This is a genomic window from Streptomyces aurantiacus JA 4570, assembly GCF_000414115.1.
GTDB classification, from domain to species: Bacteria; Actinomycetota; Actinomycetes; order Streptomycetales; family Streptomycetaceae; genus Streptomyces; species Streptomyces aurantiacus_A.
In genome coordinates this window covers 1-23654 of the sequence record NZ_AOPZ01000173.1, presented here as the reverse complement: position 1 = coordinate 23654, position 23654 = coordinate 1, and the positions used below count along the sequence as shown (strand labels likewise).

Below are 23654 nucleotides of genomic sequence, written 5' to 3'. Positions count from 1 at the left end.
CCTGCCGCCGCGCGGGGCGGGGTCGGCGGCCACCTGCGGCGCCTCGTCGGTACGAGGCGACGCGCCGTCGGTTCGGGGCGTTGGCACTGCAGAAGTCACCCGTCCACTATCCCTCACGGCTCGCGGTGGCGTGCAGCCGGTTCGCGGTGTGGATGGCGCGCAGCACGGCGGCGGCCTTGTTGCGGCACTCGGTGTCCTCGGCGACGGGGTCGGAGTCGGCGACGACACCGGCCCCGGCCTGCACGTACGCCGTGCCGTCGCGCAGCAGCGCGGTGCGGATGGCGATGGCGGTGTCGGAGTCGCCGGCGAAGTCGAGGTAGCCGACGCAGCCGCCGTACAGACCGCGCCGGGACGGCTCCAGTTCGTCGATGATCTGCATGGCGCGGGGCTTGGGGGCGCCGGAGAGGGTGCCCGCGGGGAAGCAGGCGGTGAGCACGTCGAAGGCGGTGCGGCCGTCGGCGACGCGGCCGGTGACCGTCGAGACGATGTGCATGACGTGCGAGTACTTCTCGATGGACATGAAGTCCACGACCTCGACGGAGCCGGGCTCGCAGACCCGGCCGAGGTCGTTGCGGCCCAGGTCGACGAGCATCAGGTGCTCGGCGCGCTCCTTGGGGTCGGCGAGGAGTTCGTCGGCGAGCGCCTGGTCCTCCTGCGGGGTGGCGCCGCGCGGGCGGGTGCCGGCGATGGGGTGCACCATGGCCCGCCCGTCCTCGACCTTTACCAGGGCCTCCGGCGAGGACCCGACGACATCGAAACCGTCGAAGCGGAACAGGTACATGTACGGCGACGGGTTGGTGGCCCGCAGCACGCGGTAGACGTCCAACGCGCTTGCCCCGCACGGAGTTTCGAAGCGCTGCGACGGCACGACCTGGAATGCCTCGCCCGCGCGGATGCGTTCCTTGATGTCCTCGACGGCGTCCTGGTACTGCTCGCCGCCCCACAGCGCGGTGTACTCGGGCAGTTCGGACGGCGGGAGCGCGGCCGGGGGCTGGGCGACGGGCCGGGAGAGGTCGGCCTGCATGGCGTCGAGGCGGGCGACGGCGTCCGCGTACGCCTCGTCGACGCCGGTGTCGAGGTCGTTGTGGTTGATGGCGTTGGCGATGAGCAGGACCGAGCCGTCCCAGTGGTCCAGGACGGCGAGGTCGCTGGTGAGCAGCATGGTCAGCTCGGGGAGCTGCAGGTCGTCGCGCTCCCCCGGGCCGATCTTCTCCAGGCGGCGCACAATGTCGTAGCCGAGGTAGCCGACCAGGCCGCCGGTGAAGGGGGGCAGGCCCTCGGCGCCGGCGAGGTCGCGCGGGGTGTGCAGGGTGTCGACGGTGGCGCGCAGGGCTTCCAGGGGGTCGCCGGTGGCGGGGACGCCGACGGGCGGGGTGCCGAGCCAGTGGGCCTCGCCGTCGCGGGTGGTGAGGGTGGCGGCGCTGCGTACGCCGACGAAGGAGTACCGGGACCACGACCGGCCGTTCTCCGCGGACTCCAGGAGGAACGTGCCGGGGCGTTCGGCGGCGAGCTTGCGGTAGAGCCCGACCGGGGTGTCGCCGTCCGCGAGGAGCCTGCGGCTGACGGGGATCACTCGGCGGTCGGTCGCGAGCTTGCGGAAGGTCTCGAGATCCATGGGAGCAGACCCTACTGACCCGGTGCCGGGGCGTCGGTCACCGGAAGGACGTCGGAGTCGAAGCAGGTGCGGGTGCCCGTGTGGCAGGCCGCGCCGACCTGGTCGACCTGGACGAGGACGGTGTCCGCGTCGCAGTCGAGGGCCACGGACTTCACGTACTGGAAGTGACCGGACGTGTCGCCCTTCACCCAGTACGACTGCCTGCTGCGCGACCAGTAGGTGCAGCGGCCCGTCGTCAGGGTGCGGTGCAGCGCCTCGTCGTCCATCCAGCCGAGCATCAGCACCTCGCCGGTGTCGTACTGCTGGGCGATGGCGGGGACCAGGCCGTCGGCGCTGCGCCTGAGGCGGGCGGCGATCTGCGGGTCGAGGCTGCTGGGCTGGGGCGATGCGGTCATGAGCCCATTGTGCCGCCCGCGCGGGGCGCGCCCGGCGGACGTCCACTGTCCGGACCGGGCGCCCGGTCGTAGGCTGGCTCCCATGTCGACCCATGCGAAGCGTGAACGGCTTCTCCTCGCCGATCTGTTGGAAGCGGTCGGTCCGGACGCGCCGACCCTCTGCGACGGGTGGAACGCCCGCGACCTCGCGGCCCACGTGGTGGTGCGCGAGCGGCGCGCGGACGCCGCGGGCGGAATTCTGATCAAGCAGCTCGCCGGGCGCCTGGAGCGGGTGCAGGCCGAGTTCGCCGCGAAGCCGTACGAGGAGTTGATCCAGCTCCTCCGTACGGGACCGCCGAGGTTCTCGCCCTTCAACCTGAAGCAGGTCGACGAGGCGTCGAACGCCGTGGAGTTCTACGTCCACGCCGAGGACGTGCGCCGCGCCCAGCCCGACTGGACGCCGCGCGAGCTCGACCTGGTCTTCGCCGACGCCCTGTGGTCCCGGCTCGAGCGGATGGCCCGGGTCGTCGGCCGCAAGGCGCCGGTCGGCCTGGTGCTGCGCCGCCCGGACGGGCAGACGGCGGTGGCGCACCGCGGCACCCCGGTCGTCACGGTGACGGGCGAGCCGTCCGAGCTGCTGATGTTCGTCTTCGGCCGCCAGGAGGCGGCGGACGTGGAGCTGGCGGGCGACAAGGACGCGGTCGCGCGGCTGCACGAGGCGAAGCAGCTGGGGCTCTGACGGGCCGCTCGGCCTCCGGCAGGCCCGCGCGACGGCCTCACGCGGGACGGATTCACGCGGGACGGCCTCTGCAGGAGCGGTGAGCGCCTGCCGAGGCCGTCTCACCTGTGCGGCGGCGTGGCAGCGGGAGTCAAGGCCGCTGTTCGGCCTCGACGGGTGGCCGCGGTCTCACGACTGGGGCGGCTGGTCCTGGTCGCGGCCAAGCTGGTCCTTGAGCTTGTCCTGGGCCGAGTCCACCTGGCCGCTGTACTTGCCCTGGGTCTTGTCGTCGACAAAGTCACCGGCCTTGTCGATGCCCTGCCCGGCCTTGTCCTCGTGACCCTTGAGCATCTGCTTCAGCTTGTCCATCACAGACATAGCCGACCTCCTCGCTTTCGTCGGTCACCTCCAGCATGGGCGCCGACCACGCAGCCCGCATCCCCAGAAACCCGCGGTCACCGCGCCAGCCCGGCAGCGCGGAGCTACCGCACAGGATGCCCCGCCCTCCGCAGCGTCTCCTTGACCTCGCCGATGCGCAGGTCGCCGAAGTGGAACACGGAGGCGGCGAGGACGGCGTCCGCGCCCGCCGTGACGGCCGGCGGGAAGTGGTCGAGGCGGCCGGCGCCGCCCGACGCGATGACCGGCACCGTGACGTGCTTGCGGACGGCCTCGATCATCTCGATGTCGTAGCCGTCCTTCGTGCCGTCGGCGTCCATCGAGTTCAGCAGGATCTCGCCCGCGCCCAGCTCGGCGGCGCGGTGCGCCCACTCGACGGCGTCGATCCCGGCGGAGCGACGGCCGCCGTGGGTGGTGACCTCGAAGGAGCCGGAGGCAGTGCGGCGGGCGTCGACCGAGAGGACCAGGACCTGGCGGCCGAAGCGCTCGGCGATCTCACGGATCAGGTCGGGGCGGGCGATGGCCGCGGTGTTCACGCCGACCTTGTCCGCGCCCGCCCGCAGCAGCTTGTCGACGTCCTCGGGCGTCCGGACGCCGCCGCCGACCGTGAGCGGGATGAACACCTGCTCGGCGGTGCGGCGGACCACGTCGTACGTCGTCTCGCGGTCGCCGGAGGACGCGGTGATGTCCAGGAACGTCAGCTCGTCGGCGCCCTCGGCGTCGTACACCTTGGCCATCTCGACGGGGTCGCCCGCGTCGCGCAGGTTCTGGAAGTTGACCCCCTTGACGACCCGGCCGTTGTCCACGTCCAGGCAGGGAATGACCCGTACGGCCAGCGTCATGAGGTGGCTCCTCGGAAGGCTTCCAGTTCCACTTCGACCAGGATGCGCGAGTCGACGAAGCCGGAGACGACCACCATGGTCATCACCGGGCGCACGGAGTCGAAGACCTCCTTGTGCGCACGGCCCACCGCGTCGACGTCCCGCGCGTGGGTGATGAGCAGCCGCACGGCGGTCACGGACTCGGGGCCGAGCCCGAACTCGGCGATCGCCGCAAGCGCGTTGGCGATGGCGACCCGCGTCTGTTCGTAGGGATCGCCCTCGCCGTACAGGACCGGCCCCTTGAAGGAGGTGGTGCCGCCGACCACGACCCGGTCGCCGGCCTCGACCGCGCGGGCGAAGCCGAACGCCTCCTCCCAGGGGCTGCCGCTCTGTACGCGTCGTACGCCGCTCATGACCGCACTGCCTCAAGCGCCGCTTCCAGGGTGAACGCCTTCGCGTACAGCGCCTTGCCGACGATCGCGCCCTCCACGCCCTGCGGCACGAGGCCCGCGATGGCGCGCAGGTCGTCCAGGGACGAGACGCCGCCGGAGGCGACCACCGGGCGGTCCGTCGCCGCGCACACGTTGCGGAGCAGCTCCAGGTTCGGGCCCTGGAGCGTGCCGTCCTTGGCGATGTCGGTGACCACGTAGCGCGCGCAGCCCTCGGCGTTCAGGCGCTCCAGGGTTTCGTAGAGGTCACCGCCGTCGCGGGTCCAGCCGCGGCCGCGCAGGGTGGTGCCGCGCACGTCGAGGCCGACCGCGATCTTGTCGCCGTGCTCGGCGATGACCTTGGCGACCCACTCGGGGGTCTCCAGGGCGGCGGTGCCGAGGTTGACGCGGGTGCAGCCGGTGGCGAGGGCGGCGGCGAGCGAGGCGTCGTCGCGGATGCCGCCGGACAGCTCGACCTTGATGTCCATGGCCCCGGCCACCTCGGCGATCAGCTCCCGGTTGTCGCCCGTGCCGAACGCGGCGTCCAGGTCGACCAGGTGCAGCCACTCGGCGCCCGACCGCTGCCAGGCCAGGGCGGCCTCCAGCGGGGAGCCGTAGGAGGTCTCCGAGCCGGACTCGCCGTGGACGAGGCGCACGGCCTGGCCGTCGCGGACGTCGACGGCGGGGAGGAGTTCGAGGGTGCTCACAGGGTTCCGATCCAGTTGGTGAGGAGCTGGGCGCCGGCGTCGCCGGACTTCTCGGGGTGGAACTGGGTGGCCCACAGGGCGCCGTTCTCGACGGCGGCGACGAACGGCTCGCCGTGCGTGGACCAGGTGACCTTGGGGGCGCGCATCACGGGGTTCGCGACCTCCAGGGACCAGTCGTGGACCGCGTACGAATGCACGAAGTAGTAGCGCTCGTCCGCGCCGAGGCCCTTGAACAGCTCGGAGTCCGACGGGGCCGTGACCGTGTTCCAGCCCATGTGCGGGACTATCTCGGCCTTCAGGGGCTCGACCGTGCCGGGCCACTCGTCCAGGCCCTCGGTCTCGACGCCGTGCTCGATGCCGCGCGCGAAGAGGATCTGCATGCCGACGCAGATGCCCATCACCGGGCGGCCGCCGGAGAGCCGGCGGCCGACGATCCAGTCGCCGCGCGCCTCGGTGAGGCCCTTCATGCAGGCGGCGAAGGCGCCGACACCGGGGACCAGCAGGCCGTCGGCGTTCATGGCCTTGTCGTAGTCACGCGTGATCTCGACGTCGGCGCCCGCGCGCGCGAGGGCACGCTCGGCGGAACGGACGTTCCCGAAGCCGTAGTCGAAGACGACGACTCTCTTGGCGGAGGTCAATTCCACACCTCCAGGCGGACGACGCCCGCGATCAGGCACATGGCGGCGCCGATGGAGAGAAGCGTGATGAGGCTCCTGGACTGCTTCTGCTTGACGAAGGAGTAGACGCCGCCGAGCAGGAACAGACCGACGAAGAACAGCAGGGTGGAGGTACCGCTCATGGCTTAGAGGGCGCCCTTCGTGGAGGGGAGGATGCCGGCCGCGCGCGGGTCCCGCTCGCTGGCGTACCGCAGGGCCCGGGCGAGGGCCTTGAACTGGCACTCCACGATGTGGTGGGCGTTGCGGCCGTACGGCACGTGGATGTGCAGGGCGATCTGCGCCTGGGCGACGAAGGACTCGAAGATGTGCCGGGTCATCGTCGTGTCGTACTCGCCGATCATCGGCGCCATGTTCTCCGGCTCGGTGTGCACCAGATACGGGCGGCCGGAGAGGTCGACGGTGACCTGGGCGAGGGACTCGTCCAGCGGGACGGTGCAGTTGCCGAAGCGGTAGATGCCGACCTTGTCGCCGAGGGCCTGCTTGAAGGCGGCGCCGAGGGCGAGCGCGGTGTCCTCGATGGTGTGGTGCGAGTCGATGTGCAGGTCGCCGTCGGTCTTGACGGTGAGGTCGAACAGGCCGTGCCGGCCCAGCTGGTCGAGCATGTGGTCGTAGAAACCGACGCCGGTCGACACATCGACCTTGCCGGTGCCGTCGAGGTCGATCTCGACGAGCACCGAGGTCTCCTTGGTGGTCCGCTCGACTCTGCCTACGCGGCTCATGCCAACTGCTCCTTCTTGAGTGCGCGTACCGCATCGAGGAACGCGTCGTTTTCGGCGGGGGTTCCCGCGGTGACCCGCAGCCAGCCCGGTACTCCGTTGTCCCGGACCAGGACGCCCCGGTCGAGGATCTTCCGCCACGCCTCGTGAGCGTCGGCGAACCGGCCGAACTGCACGAAGTTGGCGTCCGACTCGGTGACGTCGAAGCCGATCGCGCGCAGTTCGTCGACGAGGCGGTCGCGCTCGGCCTTGAGCCGGCTCACATAGCCGAGGAGCGTGTCCGTGTGCTCCAGGGCGGCGAGCGCGGTGGCCTGCGTGACGGCCGACAGGTGGTACGGCAGGCGGACGAGCTGCACGGCGTCGACGACCGCCGGGTGCGCGGCGAGATAGCCGAGGCGCAGCCCGGCCGCGCCGAAAGCCTTCGACATGGTGCGGGAGACGACGAGGTGCGGGCGGCCCGCCAACAACGGCAGGAGCGACGCGCCGTGGCTGAATTCCACATACGCCTCGTCGACGACCACGATGGACGGCTTCGCCGCCTGCGCGGCGTCGTACAGGGCGACGACCGTCTCGGCCGAGACCGCGTTGCCCGTGGGGTTGTTGGGGGTGGTGATGAAGACGACGTCCGGGGCGTTCTCGGCGATGGCCCTGGCGGCCGCTTCGGGGTCGATCGTGAAGTCGTCGTTGCGCGGCCCGGAGATCCAGCCGGTGCCGGTGCCGCGCGCGATCAGGCCGTGCATCGAGTACGAGGGTTCGAAGCCGATGGCCGTGCGGCCGGGCCCGCCGAAGGTCTGCAGCAACTGCTGGATGACCTCGTTCGAGCCGTTCGCCGCCCACACGTTGGTGAGCGTGACCTCGTGGCCGCCGGTCCGCGTCAGATACTCGGCGAGCCGCGTGCGCAGCTCCACCGCGTCCCGGTCGGGGTAGCGGTTGAGGTGCCGGGCGGCCTCGCGCACGCGCTCGGCGATGCGCTCGACCAGTGCCTCGGGCAGCGGGTAGGGGTTCTCGTTGGTGTTCAAGCGGACGGGGACGTCCAACTGGGGCGCACCGTAAGGGGACTTGCCGCGCAGCTCGTCCCGTACGGGAAGGTCGTCGATCCTGAGGTCGCTCACTGGCCCGGCACCTTCCATCCGAACCTTGCCTTCACGGCGGCACCGTGCGCGGGCAGGTCCTCCGCCTCGGCCAGCGTCACCACGTGGTGCGCGACATCGGCCAGGGCCTCGCGGGTGTAGTCCACGATGTGGATGCCGCGCAGGAACGACTGCACGGACAGGCCGGACGAGTGGCACGCGCAACCGCCCGTCGGCAGCACGTGGTTGGAGCCCGCGCAGTAGTCGCCGAGGGAGACCGGGGCCCAGGGGCCGACGAAGATCGCGCCCGCGTTCTTGACGCGGTCGGCGAGGGCCGCGGCGTCGCGGGTCTGGATCTCCAGGTGCTCGGCGCCGTACGCGTCCACCACCCGCAGGCCCTCGTCCAGGCCGTCGACGAGGACGATCGCGGACTGCCTGCCCGCGAGGGCCGGGGCGATCCGGTCCTCGACGTGCTTGGTGGCGGCGACCTGCGGCCGCAGCTCCTTGGCGACGGCGTCCGCGAGCTCGGCGGAGTCCGTGACGAGGACGGCGGCGGCCAGCGGGTCGTGCTCGGCCTGGCTGATCAGGTCGGAGGCGACGTGCACCGGGTCGGCGGTGTCGTCCGCGAGGATCGCGATCTCCGTCGGCCCGGCCTCGGTGTCGATGCCGATGCGGCCCGTGAAGTACCGCTTGGCGGCGGCGACCCAGATGTTGCCGGGGCCCGTGACCATGTTGGCGGGCGCGCACGCCTCGGTGCCGTACGCGAACATCGCGACGGCCTGGGCACCGCCGACCGCGTACACCTCGTCGATGCCGAGCAGCGCGCAGGCCGCGAGGATCGTCGGGTGCGGCAGTCCACTGAAGGCACCGCAGTCGGCCTGGGGCGGCGAGGCAAGCGCCATGGAGGCGACGCCGGCCTCCTGCGCGGGCACGGCGTTCATGATCACGGAGGACGGGTAGACGGAGCGCCCGCCCGGCGCGTACAGACCGACGCGCTCGACCGGCACCCACTTCTCGGTGACCGAGCCGCCGGGCACGACCTGAGTGGTGTGCGGGGCGCGGCGCTGGGCGCGGTGGACGGCGCGGGCGCGGCGGATGGACTCCTCCAGGGCCGCGCGGACGTCCGGGTCGAGCCACTGAAGGGCCTCGGCGAGGGCGGCGGCGGGCACCCGGACCTGCTCCAGCTTCACGCCGTCGAACTTCTCCGCGTACTCGATCAGCGCCGCGTCGCCGCGATGATGCACGTCTTCGCAGATGGGCCGCACCTTCTCCAGGGCGGCCGCGACGTCGAAGTCGGCACGGGGCAGCAGGGCGCGCAGAGCGGGGCCCTCGGGGAGGGCGTCGCCGCGCAGATCGATTCGAGAGATCACATGGCCAATTCTCGCAGACCGCCACCGGCGCCCGGTCGCCCGTATCAATGGCTGATACAAGCCGCCCGCGCCCCGGCGGCCCGCCCCCCGAATTAACGGAAGACCACGTTCACCACTAGCGTTCAGGCGGTCACGGAGCGGGCATGAACAGGTGTACGAGGCACGTACGCCGCGGACGGCACGGGAGGAAGTCAGCAGTGGTCGACGACACCGGCATCGGGGACCCGCCGGACGGGCTGACCGCGGCGGAGATCGGCATGTGGCAGGCGTTCCGCAACGGCAGTGTCTACGACCTGAGGTCGGGGGACGCGGCGGTGGACGACCCGCACGGCGGCCACCCCTGGGGGCCGGAGCGCAGCGTCCGGGCCCGCATCGTGTGCTGGCTGCTGCTCGACGGTCCGCCCGCCCTTGCCGGGCGGGTGTCGTCGCTGAAGCTGGCCGGGGTGCAGATCACCGATGTGCTGGACCTGGCGGGCGGCGTGGTGGTGCCGTACACGGAGCTGAAGGGCTGCCGCTTCGAGAAGGAGGTGCTGCTCCCGGAGGCGCGCTTCACCACGCTGCGCATGGTCGACTGCTCGATCCCGCGCCTGGAGGGCGCCCGCCTGCACACCGAGGGCGACCTGCACCTGCCGCGCTGCCGCGTCCACAACGGCATGCGGCTCACGGACGCCCACATCGGCACGGACCTGCTGCTCAACCAGGCCGTGGTGTACCGCGACCGGCGCGGCCGCTCGATCATGGGCGACGGCATGACGGTCGGCCAGGACCTCCAGGCCGAGATGCTGGAGTCGCACGGCGAGCTGAGCCTGCGCGGCGCGAAGATCGGCGTCAGCCTGAGCCTGCGCGGCAGCCGCCTGGCCAATCCGTACGGCCGCCGCGCCCTGAACGCGCCCCAGCTCACCGTCGAGCGCACCCTCTATCTGACCCCGGCAGGCGTCGGCAATCCCCCGCAGACCAGCGGCACGACGCCCGCGCGCGGGACGCGGGTGCAGCGCTTCGAGTGCGAGGGCGGCATCCGGCTCGACGACGGGCGCTTCGGCGACGCGGTGGATTTCGGCCAGGCCCGGTTCACGCTGCAGAACGACCAGGAGGTGTCGCTGCGCCGCGTCCAGACGCCCGAGCTGCGCTTCCTCTCCGAGGCCCCGGGGCGCGGCAAGATCGTGCTGTCCGGCGCCCGGGTGGTCAACCTGATGGACAAGGCGGCGAGCTGGCCGGGGCCCGGCAGCCTGCAGATGGGCGGCTTCACGTACGAGAACCTCATCCCGCAGGGCAGCTTCCCGCTCTCCCGGCGCCTCCAGTGGGTGGCCGCCGCCACCGCCGAGTACAACCCCGAGCCCTACGAGAAGCTCGCCACCGTCCTGCGCAACGGCGGCGAGGACGCCGACGCCCGCGAAGTGCTGCTCGCCAAGCAGCGCCGCCGCCGCGAGACGCTGCCCCCGGCGGCCAAGCTGTGGGGGTACGCCCAGGACTGGACGGTCGCGTACGGCTACCGGCCGGGGCGGGCCGCGCTGTGGATGGCGGTCCTGTGGGCGGCGAGCGCGATCGCCTTCTCCCGCGCCGACCACCCCCCGCTCAAACCGGGCGAACACCCCAACTGGAACCCCTCCCTCTTCGCCCTCGACCTGCTCCTGCCCGTCATCAACCTGGGCCAGGACAGCTACTGGCAACTCCGCGGCGGCTGGCAGTGGCTGGCGGCGGCCCTGATCCTGCTCGGCTGGATCCTGGCAACGACGGTGGCGGCGGGCGCGACACGCCTGCTGCGCAGGAGCTGAGAGCCCGTCCGGCGTTTGAGGACGAGGCCGAAGGCCGAGGCCGAAGGCCGACAGGGGGAGAGGGGCGAAGCCCCATAAGCTGCGGAACCGTTACCTGGCGGCGGGCAACCATCCCCTCGGCTCGCCCGTCAAGACACAACGACCGCAGGAAAACAACCGCCGGGCAAGAGACCGTCCACGCGTGAGGGGGGAGCACCATGCTGCTGCGTGCCCTCGTACGGACCGCCCGCATGGTCCGGCACACCCCGCGGCTCGCAGCCGGCCTCATCCCCGACGACGAGGTCCTGCTCGACGTCCCGGACGACCGCCTGGGCCCGGCCCTGGTCGCCGCGGGCCGCGGCGAGTACGGCCCGGCCGCCAAGCTGCTCGCCACCACCCGCGAGGCCGCCGAGTGGGAGAACCGCGACCGGTACACCACCCGCCTCGCCGCGTTCGCCCGCTCCCGCTCCGAGTGGTTCGACGACTGGCTGTCCGCCGCCCCGCACGACCCGGACGCCCTGCTGCTCAAGGCCGAGCTGGCCGTCGTACGCGGCTGGGAGTCGCCCGCGCGCGCGGAGCTCCTGCGCGAGGTGAGCCCGCTGCTCACGGCGGCCGCCGACGCCGACCCGCGCGACCCGGTGCCGTGGCGCATCGCGCTCGACCACGCCCGCGGCACGCACGCCTCGTACACCGAGTTCGAGGAGCTGTGGGCACAGGCGGTGCGCCGCTCCTCGTACCACTACGGCTGCCACGCCTCGGCGCTGATGTACCTCTCGGCGAACTGGTACGGCTCGCACGCCGAGTGCTTCCACTTCGCGGAGCGGGCGGCGGCGGACGCGCTGCCCGGGTCGCTGATACAGGCACTGCCGGTGCGCGCGGCGTTCGCGTATCTGACGAGCGCCGCCGGGAATCTGCCGCGCGAGCGCCTGGACCGGGCCGCCGATCTGGCGATCGCCCTGTCCGGCGAGTACGCCGCCGCCGACCCCTGGCCGGCCGAGGTCCGCAACCTCCTCATGTACGTCCTGATCCGCCTGGAGCGCTGGCACGACGCCCTCGACCAGCTCCGCCTGATCGGCCCGCACGCGACGTCGTTCCCCTGGGACCGGCTGTCCGACGACCCGCTCGGGCAGTTCCTGGAGCTGAGGGACGGGGTGCGGATAGAGGTCGCGGCGCGCACCCCGCTGCGCGGCCGGAGCGCGCGGGCGGACGGTCCGGGGTCCGGCGGCCGTTAGGCTTTCGGATCGTGACGACCGTCCGGCTTCCGCTCTTCCCGCTCAACTCGGTGCTGTTCCCGGGGCTCGTGCTGCCCCTGAACGTCTTCGAGGAGCGCTATCGCGCCATGATGCGCGAACTCCTGAAGGTTCCCGACGAGGAGCAGCGGCAGTTCGCGGTCGTGGCGATCCGTGACGGCCGGGAGGTCGCGCCGAGCGCGCCCGGGCTGCCCGACCAGACGGCGCAGCCCGAGCAGGGGCCCGCCGCGGGCTTCGGCGACGACCCGCTGAAGGCGTTCCACGAGGTGGGCTGCGTCGCGGACGCGGCGACCATCCGGGAGCGCGAGGACGGCGGCTTCGAGGTCCTCGCCACCGGCACGACCCGGGTGCGGCTGCGCTCGGTGGACGCCTCCGGGCCCTTCCTGACCGCCGAGCTCGAACCGCTGGAGGAGCAGCCGGGCGACGAGGCGGGCGCCCTCGCCGAGGGCGTGCTGCGGGCCTTCCGCTCGTACCAGAAGCGGCTCGCGGGCGCGCGGGAGCGCTCCTTGTCGACCAGCGCGGAGCTCCCCGACGAGCCGTCGGTGGTGTCGTACCTGGTCGCGGCGGCGGCCGTGCTCGACACCCCCACCAAGCAGGACCTGCTCGAAGCCCCGGACACCGCGTCCCGGCTGCGCGAGGAACTGAAATTGCTGCGCACCGAGACCGCGATCATCCGTAACCTGCCGTCGTTGCCCGCGACGGAACTGACGCGCGGCACGACGAGCCTCAACTGACGTACGTAGACGTACGAAGCGGGAAGCGACGGGCACCATGGCGAAGAAGCAGAAGAAGCCCCAGGCGGGCGGCACCCCGGCAACCGTGGCCCTGACCGCGGCAGGCGCCCCCTTCACGGTCCACTCCTACGACCACGACCCCGCCCATCCCTCCTACGGCCAGGAGGCCGCGGAGGCGATGGGCGTCTCCCCCGACCGCGTCTTCAAGACCCTGGTCGCCGACGTCGACGGCGAACTGACCGTGGCCGTGGTCCCGGTGGCGGGCACCCTGAACCTGAAGGCCCTGGCCACGGCGGTCGGCGGCAAGCGCGCGACGATGGCGGACCCGGCGGCGGCGGAGCGCACCACGGGCTATGTACGCGGCGGAATCTCACCCCTCGGCCAGCGCAAGAAGCTCCGCACGGTCCTGGACGACTCGGCCTCCGCACACCCCACGATCTGCGTCTCGGCGGGCCGCCGCGGCCTGGAGGTCGAACTGGCCCCCGCCGACCTGGCGTCCCTCACCACCGCGGTGCTCGCCCCGATCGGACGTGAATGACCCCTCGACGGGCACCCGGTCCTCGACTAGGACCACACCCATGTCGAAGAAAACACGCAAGCGGAAGTGGCGGGTAAGAAAGCGCAAGGCCAACCACGGAAGGCGCCCGGCGTAACAGTCTCAGCCCGTCCGGCACCATCTCAGCCCGTCCGGCGTTTGAGGACGAGGCCGAAGGCCGATAAGGGGGACCCAGGGGGCGGAAGCCCCCTGGTTACGGGAAGGGGCGCCCGCGCGCGGAGCGCGCTGTTGGACACGGCGGGGAAAACCCCGAAGGCCCCCCGGCCGGCTACCGCTCCGGCGCCCCGTACGGATCCCGGAACCCCTCGTCGTACGACGAGAACGGCTCCGGATCCCGGGGCCCGAAGAGCCCCGTCAGCGCAAGGTGAACGACCATCGCGGCAACGGGCCACGCAAGCAGCACACCCTTGGCCGTCAACTCCATGGGCGCGTCGAAGACGACCCCGCGCCCCACGGCCTTGGCATGCGCAGCGACATCCGTCTCGGGCCCGACCCACACCCCCACCCGCCAGGCGAGCACGGCGCCGAGCAACGATCCCACCCCGAGCCCGACGACCAGCGGAATCCCACCCCGGCGCCGCACGAGGAACACCACGAGCGCGGTGACGAACCCGAACGCGAGCCCCAGCAGAGTGAACGTTCCGTCGACCCCGATGGCCTGCTCGCCCTCGGTGTCCTTGAGGTAGACCGTCGTCCGGTCGGCGATCAGCGGCACCCGCGGCGCCAGCCACAGCCACAGCAGCCCGAGCAGCACCCCGCTGACCGCCACCGCGACCGTGATCACCACGGCGTCCCGCACCTCGGTTCTCATGGTGGACCCGCCCTCCTCCTGCGCGGTCTCGGGTGCGGGCCCCGAGGGCTTCGCGGGCTCCTGCCAGGGGTTCTGCCCGGACTGGTCGTGCGGCGGTTGGGAGGGAGTAAGCGGTGCGGTCACGCACACATGGTGCCAGCTGAACCTGAGACGCGCCCCACCGGACGGCGGATCGGCGTCAGCGGACGGCGGCCCGCCGGTACGCCCAGGTGGCGACGGCCAGCGACACGACGCCGACGCCCGCGCAGACCGCGAGGTCGAGCAGCACGGCAGCCCAGTCGGGGTCGGGCCCGAACGTCCGGGCGAGCGCCTCCACGCCGTACGTGGAGGGCAGCAGATCGCGCGCGTACTGCAGGAATCCGGGCATCCGGTCGGCCGGGAGCACGCCGAGGAGCAGCGCAGCGGACATGCCCATCTGCCCGAGCAGGGTGGCGAGTTCGGGCCGCGGCGCGAGCAGGCCGAGGGCGGCGCCGAGCCCGGCGAGCGCGGCACCGGAGAGCGGGATCACCGCGGCGAGCACCCACAGGTGGGTCAGTGGCAGGCCGAAGAGCCCGCAGCCGACGACGGCCGTGACGATGGTGCCGGGCACCGTGAAGGAGGCGTACGCGCCCGCGGCGCCGAGAACGACGGCGGCGGGCGGCACGGGCAGGGTGGCGTAGTGGTCGAGGCCGCCGTCGCCGCGGAGCTGGCCGAAGTACTGGGCGAGCAGGTTGAGCGCCACGAACGCGACCACGAGCACGGACGACCCGGCCACGACGGCATGGGCCTCCCCGCCGCCGTCCACCACGCCCCGCATCAGGATCATGATCCCGACGGACTGGAAGGTGGCGACGAAGAGCAGCGGGATGCGCGCGACGCGGGCGCGCGAGAGCTGCGCCCGGTAGACGGCGCCCAGGGCCGGCAGGAGCCGCGCCCGCGCCCCGAGCGGAGCCGCGACGTCCGGCACCGGCGCGGCACCGTCCTCGGCGCGCACGACGGCTTCCAGGGGAACGGCACTCAACGGACAACCTTCCTGCCGACTGGCCTGACAACACCACGCCTCACGGGCGCCCCTCAACCCGGCTCGCGGCCACGCGGCCGACGTCCACGCGGCCCACGTCCACGCGGCTCGCGCCCACAGGGCTCACGCACTCCGGACTCACGCCTTCACCAGCCCGTCCCCGCCCCGCCCGCCCAGGGCGAGATACACGTCCTCCAGGCTGGGCGTGGCCAGCGTGAAGTCGTCCAACGCGGCGAAGGCGCCCCCGCCGGTGACCGCCGCGACGGCCGCCCGCGCCTCCTCGGGCGCGAGCCGCAGCGTCCACTTGCGCCCGGACTCGACGGCCGACGACCGCAGCGCGGCGACCTCCGGCACGTCCACGGGCGCCCGCTCGCGCCAGACGAGCTCCACCCGGACCTCCCCGGCGACCTGTTCCTTCAGCCCGGAGGGCGTGTCGCAGGCGATGACCCGGCCGTGGTCGAGCACGGCGACGCGGTCGAGCACGGTCTCGGCCTCGATGACGTTGTGGGTGACCAGCAGGACGGTGGTGCCGCGCTCGGCCCGGCGCCGGTCGACGGCGCCCCACACGGCGCGCCGCGCCACCGGGTCCATGCCGGTGGTCGGCTCGTCGAGCACGAGCAGGCGCCGCTCCCCCACCAGCGCGGTGGCGAAGCAGGCGAGCCGGCGCTGGCCGCCGGAGAGCTTCTTCAGGGGGCGCGAGGCGAGGGCGGTGAGCCCCAGCTCCTCCAGGACGTCGTCGCGCTCGGCCCGCGCGCTGGCGGTGTCGAGCCCGCGCAGGCGCGCGGTCGTCTCGACAGCGAGGGAGACGGTCAGCTCGTCGAGGGCCGTGGACTCCTGCCCCAGATAGGCGAGCAGCCGGGCGGCCCGCTCCGGGTGGCGCACGATGTCGTGCCCGAGGACCTGGACGCTGCCGCTGTCGGGCCGCATCAGGCCGGTGAGCTGGCGTACGAGAGTGGACTTGCCGGCGCCGTTGGGCCCGAGGAGGCCGAAGATCTCGCCCCGGCCGACCTCGATGCCGAGGCCGTCGCTGGCCCTGACCTCGGGGGTCGCGGGCCTGCCGCGCCTGCCCCGGGCGGCCGGATAGACCTTGACCAGGTCACGCACGACGCAGACGGCATCGCTGCCGTGCCCCTGCCGGAGCCCCTGTCGGACTGCCTGTGCCGCGCGCGTACTCACGAAGGACGAGGGTACGGGGTCCGATGTCCGGTATGGCGCGCGGGGCGGCCCTCGCGCCCCCTCGCCGCGCCGAAATGGGGCGTCGGCCCCACCTCATTCCCCCGCGGGAGCGTGCTCGGCGGCGGTGCGGACGTCGATCTCGCGCCAGAATCCCGCCCGGATCGCGTACCGGTCGTGCTCGTCGATCTGGTCGTCCTTGTGGGCGAGCAGCCCGAACCGGGCCGCGTACCGCAGCAGTTCGCCGTCGACGCGGTGCGGGATGCGCGGGTACATCGTGGAAAGCTTCTGCAGGTTGTGGTGCTCGGGCAGGCGCGCCATCCAGCGGCGGGCGAAGACCTGGCCGACCTCGTACGGGTCGCCGCCGACGGTGGTGATGTCCTCCTCGCGGTCGGCCCAGCGCTGCTCGGCCGTGGTGAGCTGGGCGAGCGTGGGCAGCGCGGCGGCCTCGGCGGATTCGGCGGGGGTGCCGGGGCGGTCGACCCAGCCCTTGTCGGACGACCAGCGCAGGGTCGCGTTGGGCGCCTCCTTGACGGGCTGGGCGCCGGGGCCGCGCAGAGCGGCGAGGTCCTTGGGGGTGGGGACGCCCTTGGTGGCCGGAATCCGCTCCCCGTTCTCCTGGCCTCGGGCGGCCGTGGCGGGGTGCGGGGCGGGGGCGGGGCGGGGCTGCTCGGCGCCGGTGGCGAGGGCGGACTCGGGCAGCGGTGCGGAGAGGATCGCGGCGATCTCGGGGCGCGGGGCGGGCGGCGGGGCGCAGACGCCGGTCAGTTCCTTGGCGCGGACGGCCTTGGTGATCCAGGTGCGGTCCAGGACGCGCCGCTCGTCGGCCTCGGCGACCAGGTCCTCCGACTGGTTGTAGTCCCCGTCGGCGGCCTGCACGGCCCACAGGTGGACGGCGACGCCGTGTTCCTTGGCGGCCATCATGCCGGGCAGCAGATCGCCGTCACCGGTGACGAGCACGACGTCGGAGCAGGCGCGGTTGCGGGCGAGCTCGGTCAGCTCGGCGTGCATCGCCGCGTCCACGCCCTTCTGCGCCCAGCGCCCGTCGCTGCGGGTCAGGGCGCCCAGGCGGACGGTGACACGCGGCATCACGCGGAGCCTTCTGTGCTCCGGCTGGGGTACGCGGTCGGGGGCGCCGTCGAACCAGTAGATCCGCAGCAGGGGGCGCTCCGTGTCGGACTCGGCGCGCTCGCGCAGGCCCTGGATGAGGGCGGTGTGATCGACGGTGATCCTGGACCGGGAGGGCTCTCCCGCGAGGAGGCTCGCGGCGGCTCCCAGCAGATACCCGGCGTCCACCAGGACGATGCAGCGGTCCACGCGATCCACCCTCTTTCCCTGGAAGATTCCTGAAGGTGCCCGAAGGTCCCACAGATCCCGGGCGGGGATCAGGAGATTCAGCGGATCGGGAGATCCAGAGGTTCCTGGAGGATCCTGGAGGTTACTTCGGGTTTCCTTCGAGTCTGCCCGACCTCGGGGAGGTTAACGGCCCGAACTCGATCTTCGGCGTGGCGTATCCGCTCTGTACCCATCGACAGCCCTTATTACGCACGGTAATTATCCGAAATGCGCTGATTGTCAACCTATGTGAGTCTGGTCGCGTCCTGGCCCCCCGATCACCCCCAGGAGGAAGATCACCATGGCCAAGAACAAGAACCGCAAGCAGGCCGCCCAGGAGAACCGTGCCTCGCAGGCCGAGCGCGCCTCGGAGGAGGCGAAGTCGGCCGCGGCCGAGGCCCAGCAGGCCATGCAGTCGCAGGCCCAGGGCAGCCCGGCGGATGTTGCCCGTAAGCACCAGCGTCGCTTCGGCCACAACTGACGCAACTGACGACCGCACAGGCACATATGAGGGGCGCACCCGATCCGGGTGCGCCCCTCGGCCGTCCAGTGATCCAGCAGCCGTGATCCAGAAGCCGTGATCCGGAGGGTCAGCCCGCCAGGCAGGACGGGCCGAGCAGCACCTTCAGGTCGCCGAAGAGCGCCGGGTCGGGCTTCACGCGGTGCCGGTCGAGCCGGAGCACCGTGGTCTTCCGGGCGCCCTGGAGCTTGATGCGGACCTCGCTGTTGCCCTTGTGGTGGCTGAGGATCTCGCCGAGGCGGGTGACCATCGGCGGGCTGACCTTCACGGTCGGGATGGTGATCAGGACGGGCGCGTTGGTGCCGGCGTTCGACAGGTCGGGGACCTGCATCTCCATGGCGACGAGGCGGGGGACGTCCTCACGCTTGTCGAGGCGTCCCTTGACGAACACCACCGCGTCCTCGACCAGTTGCGTGGACACCAGCTGATACGTCGCCGGGAAGAACATGCACTCGATCGACCCGGCCAGATCCTCCACCGTCGCGATCGCCCACGCGTTGCCCTGCTTGGTCATCTTGCGCTGCAGCCCGGAGATGATCCCGCCGATCGTCACCACCGCACCGTCGGAGAAGTCCCCGCCGGTCAGCTGCCCGATCCCCGCGTCCGCCTTGTCGGAGAGCACATGCTCAAGCCCGAACAACGGATGGTCGGACACATACAGACCCAGCATCTCCCGCTCCTGGGCCAGCAGATACGTCTTGTCCCACTCATCGGTGGTGAACTCCACGTCCAGGCCGAACCCCGGCTCACTGGAGTCGTCCTCACCCATCCCGCCGAACAGGTCGAACTGCCCCTCGGCCTCCTTGCGCTTGACCGCCACCACATTGTCGATCATCGGCTCGTACTGAGCGGTCAGACCCTTACGGGTGTGCCCCATGGTGTCGAAAGCGCCCGCCTTGATCAGCGACTCCGTAGTGCGCTTGTTGCACGCGGCGGCCTCCACCTTGTCCAGGTAGTCGGGGAAGGAGGCGAACTTCCCCTTCGCCTTGCGCGAGCGGATGATCGACTCCACCACGTTCGTGCCGACGTTGCGCACCGCCTCGAGGCCGAACAGGATCACATCGTCGCCCTGCGCGGCGAAGTTGTGCACCGACTCGTTCACATTCGGCGGCAGCACCTTGATGCCCATACGGCGGCACTCGTTCAGATACACCGCCGACTTGTCCTTGTCGTCCTTCACCGACGTCAGCAGCGCCGCCATGTACTCGGCCGGGTAATTCGCCTTCAGATACGCGGTCCAGTAGGTGACGAGGCCGTACGCGGAGGAGTGCGCCTTGTTGAAGGCGTATCCGGCGAAGGGCACCAGGACGTCCCACAGGGCCTGGATCGCCTCGTCGGAGAAGCCCTTCTTGCGGGCGCCGGCCTGGAAGAGGACGAAGTTCTTCTCCAGCTCCTCGGGCTTCTTCTTGCCCATCACGCGGCGGAGAATGTCGGCCTCGCCGAGCGAATACCCGGCGATGATCTGGGCGGCCTTCTGCACCTGCTCCTGGTACACGATCAGGCCGTAGGTCAGACCCAGCGTCTCCTTGAGCGGCTCCTCCAGCTCCGGGTGGATCGGGGTGATCTCCTGGCGGCCGTTCTTGCGCTCCGCGTAGTTGATGTGCGAGTTCATGCCCATCGGGCCCGGCCGGTACAGGGCCGAGACGGCGGAAATGTCCTCGAAGTTGTCGGGCTGCATCTGGCGGAGCAGCGAGCGCATCGGGCCGCCGTCGAACTGGAAGACGCCGAGCGTGTCACCGCGGCAGAGCAGTTCGAAGGTCTTGGGGTCGTCGAGCGGGAGGTCGAGCATCTCCAGGTCGACGCCCTTGTTGGCCCTCACCATCTTGACGGCGTCGTCCATGATCGTGAGGTTGCGCAGGCCCAGGAAGTCCATCTTCAGGAGGCCGAGCGACTCGCACTGCGGATAGTCCCACTGCGTGATCGTCACGCCGTCGGTGTGCCGCACCCAGATCGGGGCGTGGTCCACGATCGGCTCGCTGGACATGATCACGCCGGCCGCGTGCACGCCCATCTGCCGCACCAGGCCCTCGACGCCCTTGGCGGTGTCGATGACCTTCTTCACGTCCGGCTCGTTCTCGTACATCCCCCGGATCTCGCCCGCCTCGCTGTAGCGGGGGTGTTCGGGGTTGGTGATGCCGTCGAGGTCGATGCCCTTGCCGAGGACGTCGGCGGGCATGGCCTTGGTGAGGCGGTCACCCATCGCGTACGGGTAGCCGAGGACGCGCGCGGAGTCCTTGATGGCGTTCTTCGCCTTGATCTTGCCGTACGTACCGATCATGGCGACCTTGTCGGCGCCGTACTTCTCGGTCACATACCGGATCACTTCCACGCGCCTGCGCTCGTCGAAGTCGATGTCGACATCGGGCATCGAGACACGCTCGGGGTTCAGGAACCGCTCGAAGATCAGGCCGTGCTCGATGGGGTCGAGGTCGGTGATGCCCATCGCGTAGGCGACGATCGAACCGGCCGCGGAGCCTCGGCCGGGGCCCACGGCGATGCCGTTGTTCTTGGCCCACATGATGAAGTCGGCAACCACGAGGAAGTAGCCCGGGAACCCCATCTGGATGATGACGTCCATCTCGTACTCGGCCTGCTTCTGCCGGTCCTCGGGGACGCCGCCCGGGAAGCGGCGGTTCATGCCGACCCGGACCTCTTCCTGGAACCAGGTGACCTCGGTGAAGCCTTCGGGGATCTCGAACTTCGGCATGAGGTCGCGCTTCTCGAACATGCCGGTGGTGTCGATCTGCTCCGCCACCAACAGCGTGTTCGCGCACCCCTCCTGCCACGCGTCCGAGGAGTCGATCGCGTACATCTCATCCGTCGACTTCAGGTAATAACCCGTCCCGTCGAACCGGAAACGGTCCGGATCCGACAGGTTCTTGCCCGTCTGAATGCACAGCAGGGCGTCGTGCGCCGTCGCCTCATGCGCGTACGTGTAATGCGAGTCATTGGTCACCAGCGGCGGAATCCCCAGCTTCTTGCCCACCCGCAGCAGGTCCTCACGCACCCGCCGCTCGATGTCGATGCCGTGATCCATCAACTCCAGGAAATACCGGTCCTTGCCGAAAATGTCCTGGTACTCCGCGGCCGCCTTCACCGCCTCGTCGAACTGCCCCAGACGCAACCGCGTCTGCAGCTCACCCGACGGACATCCCGTCGAGGCGATCAGCCCCTCCGACCACTGGGAGATCGTCTCCTTGTCCATCCGCGGCCACTTCTGCAGCCAGCCCTCCGCGTACGCGTCCGAGGACAGCCGGAACAGATTGTGCAGACCCGTCTTGTTCGCCGCCCAGATCGTCTTGTGCGTATAACCACCCGAACCGGACACGTCGTCCCGCTTCTGGTGCGGCTGACCCCACTGGATCTTCCGCTTGTTGCGCCGCGACTCCGGCGCCACATACGCCTCGATCCCGATGATCGGCGTCACGCCCGCCTTCTGCGCCGAGTGGAAGAAGTCGTACGCCCCGTGCAGGTTGCCGTGGTCCGACATCGCGATGTGCGTCATGCCCATCTCATTGCACGCCTTGAACATGTCCTTCAGCCGCGCGGCACCGTCCAGCAGCGAGTACTGGGTGTGGACGTGCAGGTGCGTGAACGGCGGCTTCGACACGGCTGGGGCCTCCAACGAGAACACTGGGCGACAGGCTGCGGGCAGTCTGGGGGGACAGCGTGGAAGTCTAGTCCGGCTCACTGACATCGACCGGGCACTCGGCAGTACGGTCGTCCGTTGGAGAAGGGGACGGAAGACCGTCCCATGTCATGCACCAGGAGGCACCCCGCGATGTCGGTCCCGCAGCCCACCGCCGAGCAGCGCGGCGAGGAGATCCTCGCCGTCTTCGACACCGCGTTCGGTGAGCTGCTCGCCGCCGACCCCGCCGCGTTCCGGGTGAAGTTCCGGAAGATGGCGGCCTCGGCCTTCGCGTTCTACCGCGGCACGGCCGGCCTCTTCTACCACGACCTGGCGCGCGAGCGGCACGACAGTGCGTACGTGGACGACCGCACCGGCCGGGTGTGGATCCACGGCGACCTGCACGCGGAGAACTTCGGCACGTACATGGACTCCCAGGGCCGCCTGATCTTCAACGTCAACGACTTCGACGAGGCGTACGTGGGCCCCTTCACCTGGGACCTCAAGCGCCTGGCCGCCTCGCTGGCCCTGATCGGGTACACGAAGGCGCTCAGCGACGAGCAGATCACCCACCTGGTGCGCACGTACGCCACGGCGTACCGCGAGCGGATCCACGACCTGGCGACGGGCGCGAAGAGCGACGAGGTCCCGCCGTTCACGCTGGACACGGCCCAGGGCCCGCTCCTGGGCGCGCTGCGCGCCGCCCGCTCGCTGACCCGCTTCGGGCTCCTGGAGTCGATGACGGAGATCCGTGACTTCGAGCGCCGCTTCGCCCCGGACGGCGGCTCCATCGAGCTGGACGCGGCCACGAGGTACAAGGTCCTCGCCGCCTTCGACGGCTATCTGGAGACGCTCCCGGAGTCCTCCCTGTCCCGCCCTGATTCCTACCGGGTGAAGGACGTCGTGGGCCGCCGCGGCATCGGGATCGGCTCGGCGGGCCTGCCCTCGTACAACATCCTCCTGGAGGGCAACAGCGACGCGTTGGAGAACGACGTCGTGATCTATCTGAAGCAGGCCCAGACCCCGGCCGTCTCCCGGCACATCACGGACCCCGCGATCCGCGGGTACTTCCAGCACGAGGGCCACCGCACGGTCATCTCGCAGCGCGCCCTGCAGGCGCACGCGGACCCGTGGCTCGGCTGGACCGAGCTGGACGGCGCCGGCCAGCTCGTCGCCGAGGTCTCGCCGTACGCGGTGGACCTGGACTGGTCGGACATCGACGACGTGGAGGAGATCTCCGCGGTGGTGGCCGACCTGGGCCGGGCCACGGCGACGATGCACTCGGCCGCGGACGACGAGTCCGGGCACTCCGACCTGGTGCCGTTCTCCACGGAGCGGGCCATCGACGCCGCCATCGCGGCCGACGAGGGCGGCTTCGCCGACCTCCTGATCGACTTCGCACACGGCTACGGCGCGCGGGCCCGCGCGGACCACCAGATCTTCGTCGACCTCTTCCGCAACGGCCGGATCCCGGGCCTGTGACGGTCAGGGGATTCACAGGGACCCTTTAGGGGTCTCTTATGACGGCTCGTGGCACACTCGCTTGCGCGATGGACATATCCGGGACCCAGATCAGAGTGGTGCGCGCGGCACTGTTCACGGCGCTCGTCGTGATGCTGTCCGCCGCGTCGCACATTCTGCTGTCCGGTGCCCCGCTGCCGCTCACGACCTGCCTCGCCGTCACGGCCGTCGTCTATGCCGTCGCCTACGCGCTGGCGGGGCGCGAGCGCGGGTTCGGCCGCATCGCCGCGCTCCTGATCCCCCTGGAGCTGGCCGCCGACACCGTCTTCACCTCGGGCCAGCACGTCTGCTACGGCCAGGCGGGCGGCCCCGTCACGGGCCCGCTGCGGTCCTTCGGCGTCGACGTGCTGTGCGGGGGCGGCAGCGTCGGCTCCCCGCTGGCCCGGATGGCGGGCGGCGAGGGTCACGGCGCCGCCGCGCTGCTCGCCGACGGCGGCCCGGCCACGGCCTGGCTGCTGCTCGGCGCGCACGTCGGCGTCTGGC

General features: G+C 71.3%; 24 protein-coding genes. 8 read left to right on the top strand and 16 right to left on the bottom strand.

Going from position 1 to position 23654, the window contains the following annotated elements:
• Positions 1 to 106 precede the first annotated feature (106 nt).
• Together STRAU_RS18130 and hisI are read right to left on the bottom strand one after the other, a co-directional pair.
• Positions 107 to 1615, bottom strand: coding sequence for an anthranilate synthase component I (locus STRAU_RS18130; protein WP_016641803.1), 1509 nt, complete (start codon positions 1613 to 1615; stop codon positions 107 to 109).
• 11 nt (positions 1616 to 1626) lie between these two features.
• A complete protein-coding gene (gene hisI, locus STRAU_RS18125; protein ID WP_016641802.1) occupies positions 1627 to 2010 on the bottom strand; it encodes a phosphoribosyl-AMP cyclohydrolase in 384 nt (127 codons plus the stop codon).
• 82 nt (positions 2011 to 2092) lie between these two features.
• Here hisI and STRAU_RS18120 point away from each other — a divergent pair, with 82 nt between their 5' ends.
• Entirely contained in the window at positions 2093 to 2728 is a 636-nt protein-coding gene (locus STRAU_RS18120) for a TIGR03085 family metal-binding protein (RefSeq protein WP_016641801.1), read from the top strand.
• A 168-nt stretch (positions 2729 to 2896) separates the two neighbouring features.
• On the opposite strand, the gene STRAU_RS18115 is transcribed toward STRAU_RS18120, so the two are convergent.
• The 9 genes from STRAU_RS18115 to hisD form a co-directional block, all read right to left on the bottom strand.
• The gene (locus STRAU_RS18115; RefSeq protein WP_037660221.1) at positions 2897 to 3085 is read right to left on the bottom strand and encodes an antitoxin; all 189 of its coding nucleotides are present in this window, start codon (positions 3083 to 3085) and stop codon (positions 2897 to 2899) included.
• Between the two features lie 104 nt (positions 3086 to 3189).
• Entirely contained in the window at positions 3190 to 3945 is a 756-nt protein-coding gene (hisF, locus tag STRAU_RS18110) for an imidazole glycerol phosphate synthase subunit HisF (RefSeq protein WP_016641799.1), read from the bottom strand.
• The gene (locus STRAU_RS18105) at positions 3942 to 4337 is read right to left on the bottom strand and encodes a Rid family hydrolase (protein ID WP_016641798.1); all 396 of its coding nucleotides are present in this window, start codon (positions 4335 to 4337) and stop codon (positions 3942 to 3944) included. Before STRAU_RS18105 ends, hisF begins: the two co-directional genes overlap by 4 nt.
• Positions 4334 to 5059, bottom strand: a complete 726-nt coding sequence (gene priA / locus STRAU_RS18100) for a bifunctional 1-(5-phosphoribosyl)-5-((5-phosphoribosylamino)methylideneamino)imidazole-4-carboxamide isomerase/phosphoribosylanthranilate isomerase PriA (protein ID WP_016641797.1) — start codon at positions 5057 to 5059, stop codon at positions 4334 to 4336. The genes STRAU_RS18105 and priA overlap by 4 nt, the downstream gene beginning before the upstream one ends.
• Positions 5056 to 5703, bottom strand: a complete 648-nt coding sequence (gene hisH / locus STRAU_RS18095) for an imidazole glycerol phosphate synthase subunit HisH (protein ID WP_037660220.1) — start codon at positions 5701 to 5703, stop codon at positions 5056 to 5058. Before hisH ends, priA begins: the two co-directional genes overlap by 4 nt.
• Complete coding sequence (locus STRAU_RS43005) at positions 5694 to 5858, bottom strand: hypothetical protein (RefSeq protein ID WP_016641795.1); 165 nt, start codon at positions 5856 to 5858, stop codon at positions 5694 to 5696. The genes hisH and STRAU_RS43005 overlap by 10 nt, the downstream gene beginning before the upstream one ends.
• Before the next feature lie 3 nt (positions 5859 to 5861).
• On the bottom strand, positions 5862 to 6455 hold the full coding sequence (gene hisB, locus STRAU_RS18085) for an imidazoleglycerol-phosphate dehydratase HisB (RefSeq protein ID WP_016641794.1): 594 nt from the start codon (positions 6453 to 6455) through the stop codon (positions 5862 to 5864).
• Positions 6452 to 7564, bottom strand: coding sequence for a histidinol-phosphate transaminase (locus STRAU_RS18080; RefSeq protein WP_016641793.1), 1113 nt, complete (start codon positions 7562 to 7564; stop codon positions 6452 to 6454). The genes hisB and STRAU_RS18080 overlap by 4 nt, the downstream gene beginning before the upstream one ends.
• Complete coding sequence (gene hisD, locus STRAU_RS18075) at positions 7561 to 8892, bottom strand: histidinol dehydrogenase (protein WP_016641792.1); 1332 nt, start codon at positions 8890 to 8892, stop codon at positions 7561 to 7563. Before hisD ends, STRAU_RS18080 begins: the two co-directional genes overlap by 4 nt.
• A 257-nt stretch (positions 8893 to 9149) precedes the next feature.
• Here hisD and STRAU_RS18070 point away from each other — a divergent pair, with 257 nt between their 5' ends.
• From STRAU_RS18070 to ybaK, 4 genes are all read left to right on the top strand, one after another.
• On the top strand, positions 9150 to 10664 hold the full coding sequence (locus tag STRAU_RS18070; protein ID WP_397892136.1) for an oxidoreductase: 1515 nt from the start codon (positions 9150 to 9152) through the stop codon (positions 10662 to 10664).
• A gap of 197 nt (positions 10665 to 10861) precedes the next feature.
• Positions 10862 to 11875, top strand: a complete 1014-nt coding sequence (locus tag STRAU_RS18065; protein ID WP_016641789.1) for a hypothetical protein — start codon at positions 10862 to 10864, stop codon at positions 11873 to 11875.
• Positions 11876 to 11886: 11 nt separating this feature from the next.
• Positions 11887 to 12627, top strand: a complete 741-nt coding sequence (locus STRAU_RS18060; RefSeq protein ID WP_016641790.1) for an LON peptidase substrate-binding domain-containing protein — start codon at positions 11887 to 11889, stop codon at positions 12625 to 12627.
• 37 nt (positions 12628 to 12664) lie between these two features.
• The gene (gene ybaK, locus STRAU_RS18055; RefSeq protein ID WP_016641788.1) at positions 12665 to 13165 is read left to right on the top strand and encodes a Cys-tRNA(Pro) deacylase; all 501 of its coding nucleotides are present in this window, start codon (positions 12665 to 12667) and stop codon (positions 13163 to 13165) included.
• A gap of 286 nt (positions 13166 to 13451) precedes the next feature.
• Here ybaK and STRAU_RS18050 read toward each other — a convergent pair whose 3' ends face one another.
• From STRAU_RS18050 to STRAU_RS18035, 4 genes are all read right to left on the bottom strand, one after another.
• The gene (locus STRAU_RS18050; RefSeq protein WP_016641787.1) at positions 13452 to 14117 is read right to left on the bottom strand and encodes a hypothetical protein; all 666 of its coding nucleotides are present in this window, start codon (positions 14115 to 14117) and stop codon (positions 13452 to 13454) included.
• Between the two features lie 55 nt (positions 14118 to 14172).
• Positions 14173 to 14994, bottom strand: coding sequence for an ABC transporter permease (locus STRAU_RS18045; protein WP_016641786.1), 822 nt, complete (start codon positions 14992 to 14994; stop codon positions 14173 to 14175).
• Positions 14995 to 15132: 138 nt separating this feature from the next.
• A complete protein-coding gene (locus STRAU_RS18040) occupies positions 15133 to 16170 on the bottom strand; it encodes an ABC transporter ATP-binding protein (protein WP_078621308.1) in 1038 nt (345 codons plus the stop codon).
• A 93-nt stretch (positions 16171 to 16263) separates the two neighbouring features.
• Positions 16264 to 17484, bottom strand: coding sequence for an NYN domain-containing protein (locus STRAU_RS18035; protein ID WP_016641784.1), 1221 nt, complete (start codon positions 17482 to 17484; stop codon positions 16264 to 16266).
• Between the two features lie 319 nt (positions 17485 to 17803).
• Here STRAU_RS18035 and STRAU_RS18030 point away from each other — a divergent pair, with 319 nt between their 5' ends.
• Positions 17804 to 17983, top strand: a complete 180-nt coding sequence (locus tag STRAU_RS18030; protein ID WP_016641783.1) for a hypothetical protein — start codon at positions 17804 to 17806, stop codon at positions 17981 to 17983.
• A gap of 109 nt (positions 17984 to 18092) precedes the next feature.
• Here the strand turns inward: STRAU_RS18030 and dnaE are convergent, their stop codons facing one another.
• The gene (gene dnaE, locus STRAU_RS18025; RefSeq protein WP_037660215.1) at positions 18093 to 21632 is read right to left on the bottom strand and encodes a DNA polymerase III subunit alpha; all 3540 of its coding nucleotides are present in this window, start codon (positions 21630 to 21632) and stop codon (positions 18093 to 18095) included.
• 171 nt (positions 21633 to 21803) lie between these two features.
• On the opposite strand from dnaE, the gene STRAU_RS18020 reads away from it, so the two are divergent.
• Together STRAU_RS18020 and STRAU_RS18015 are read left to right on the top strand one after the other, a co-directional pair.
• The gene (locus tag STRAU_RS18020; protein ID WP_016641780.1) at positions 21804 to 23132 is read left to right on the top strand and encodes a DUF2252 domain-containing protein; all 1329 of its coding nucleotides are present in this window, start codon (positions 21804 to 21806) and stop codon (positions 23130 to 23132) included.
• 68 nt (positions 23133 to 23200) lie between these two features.
• Positions 23201 to 23654, top strand: a 454-nt coding sequence (locus STRAU_RS18015) for a hypothetical protein (protein ID WP_037660223.1), incomplete at its 3' end; no start/stop codon positions are given.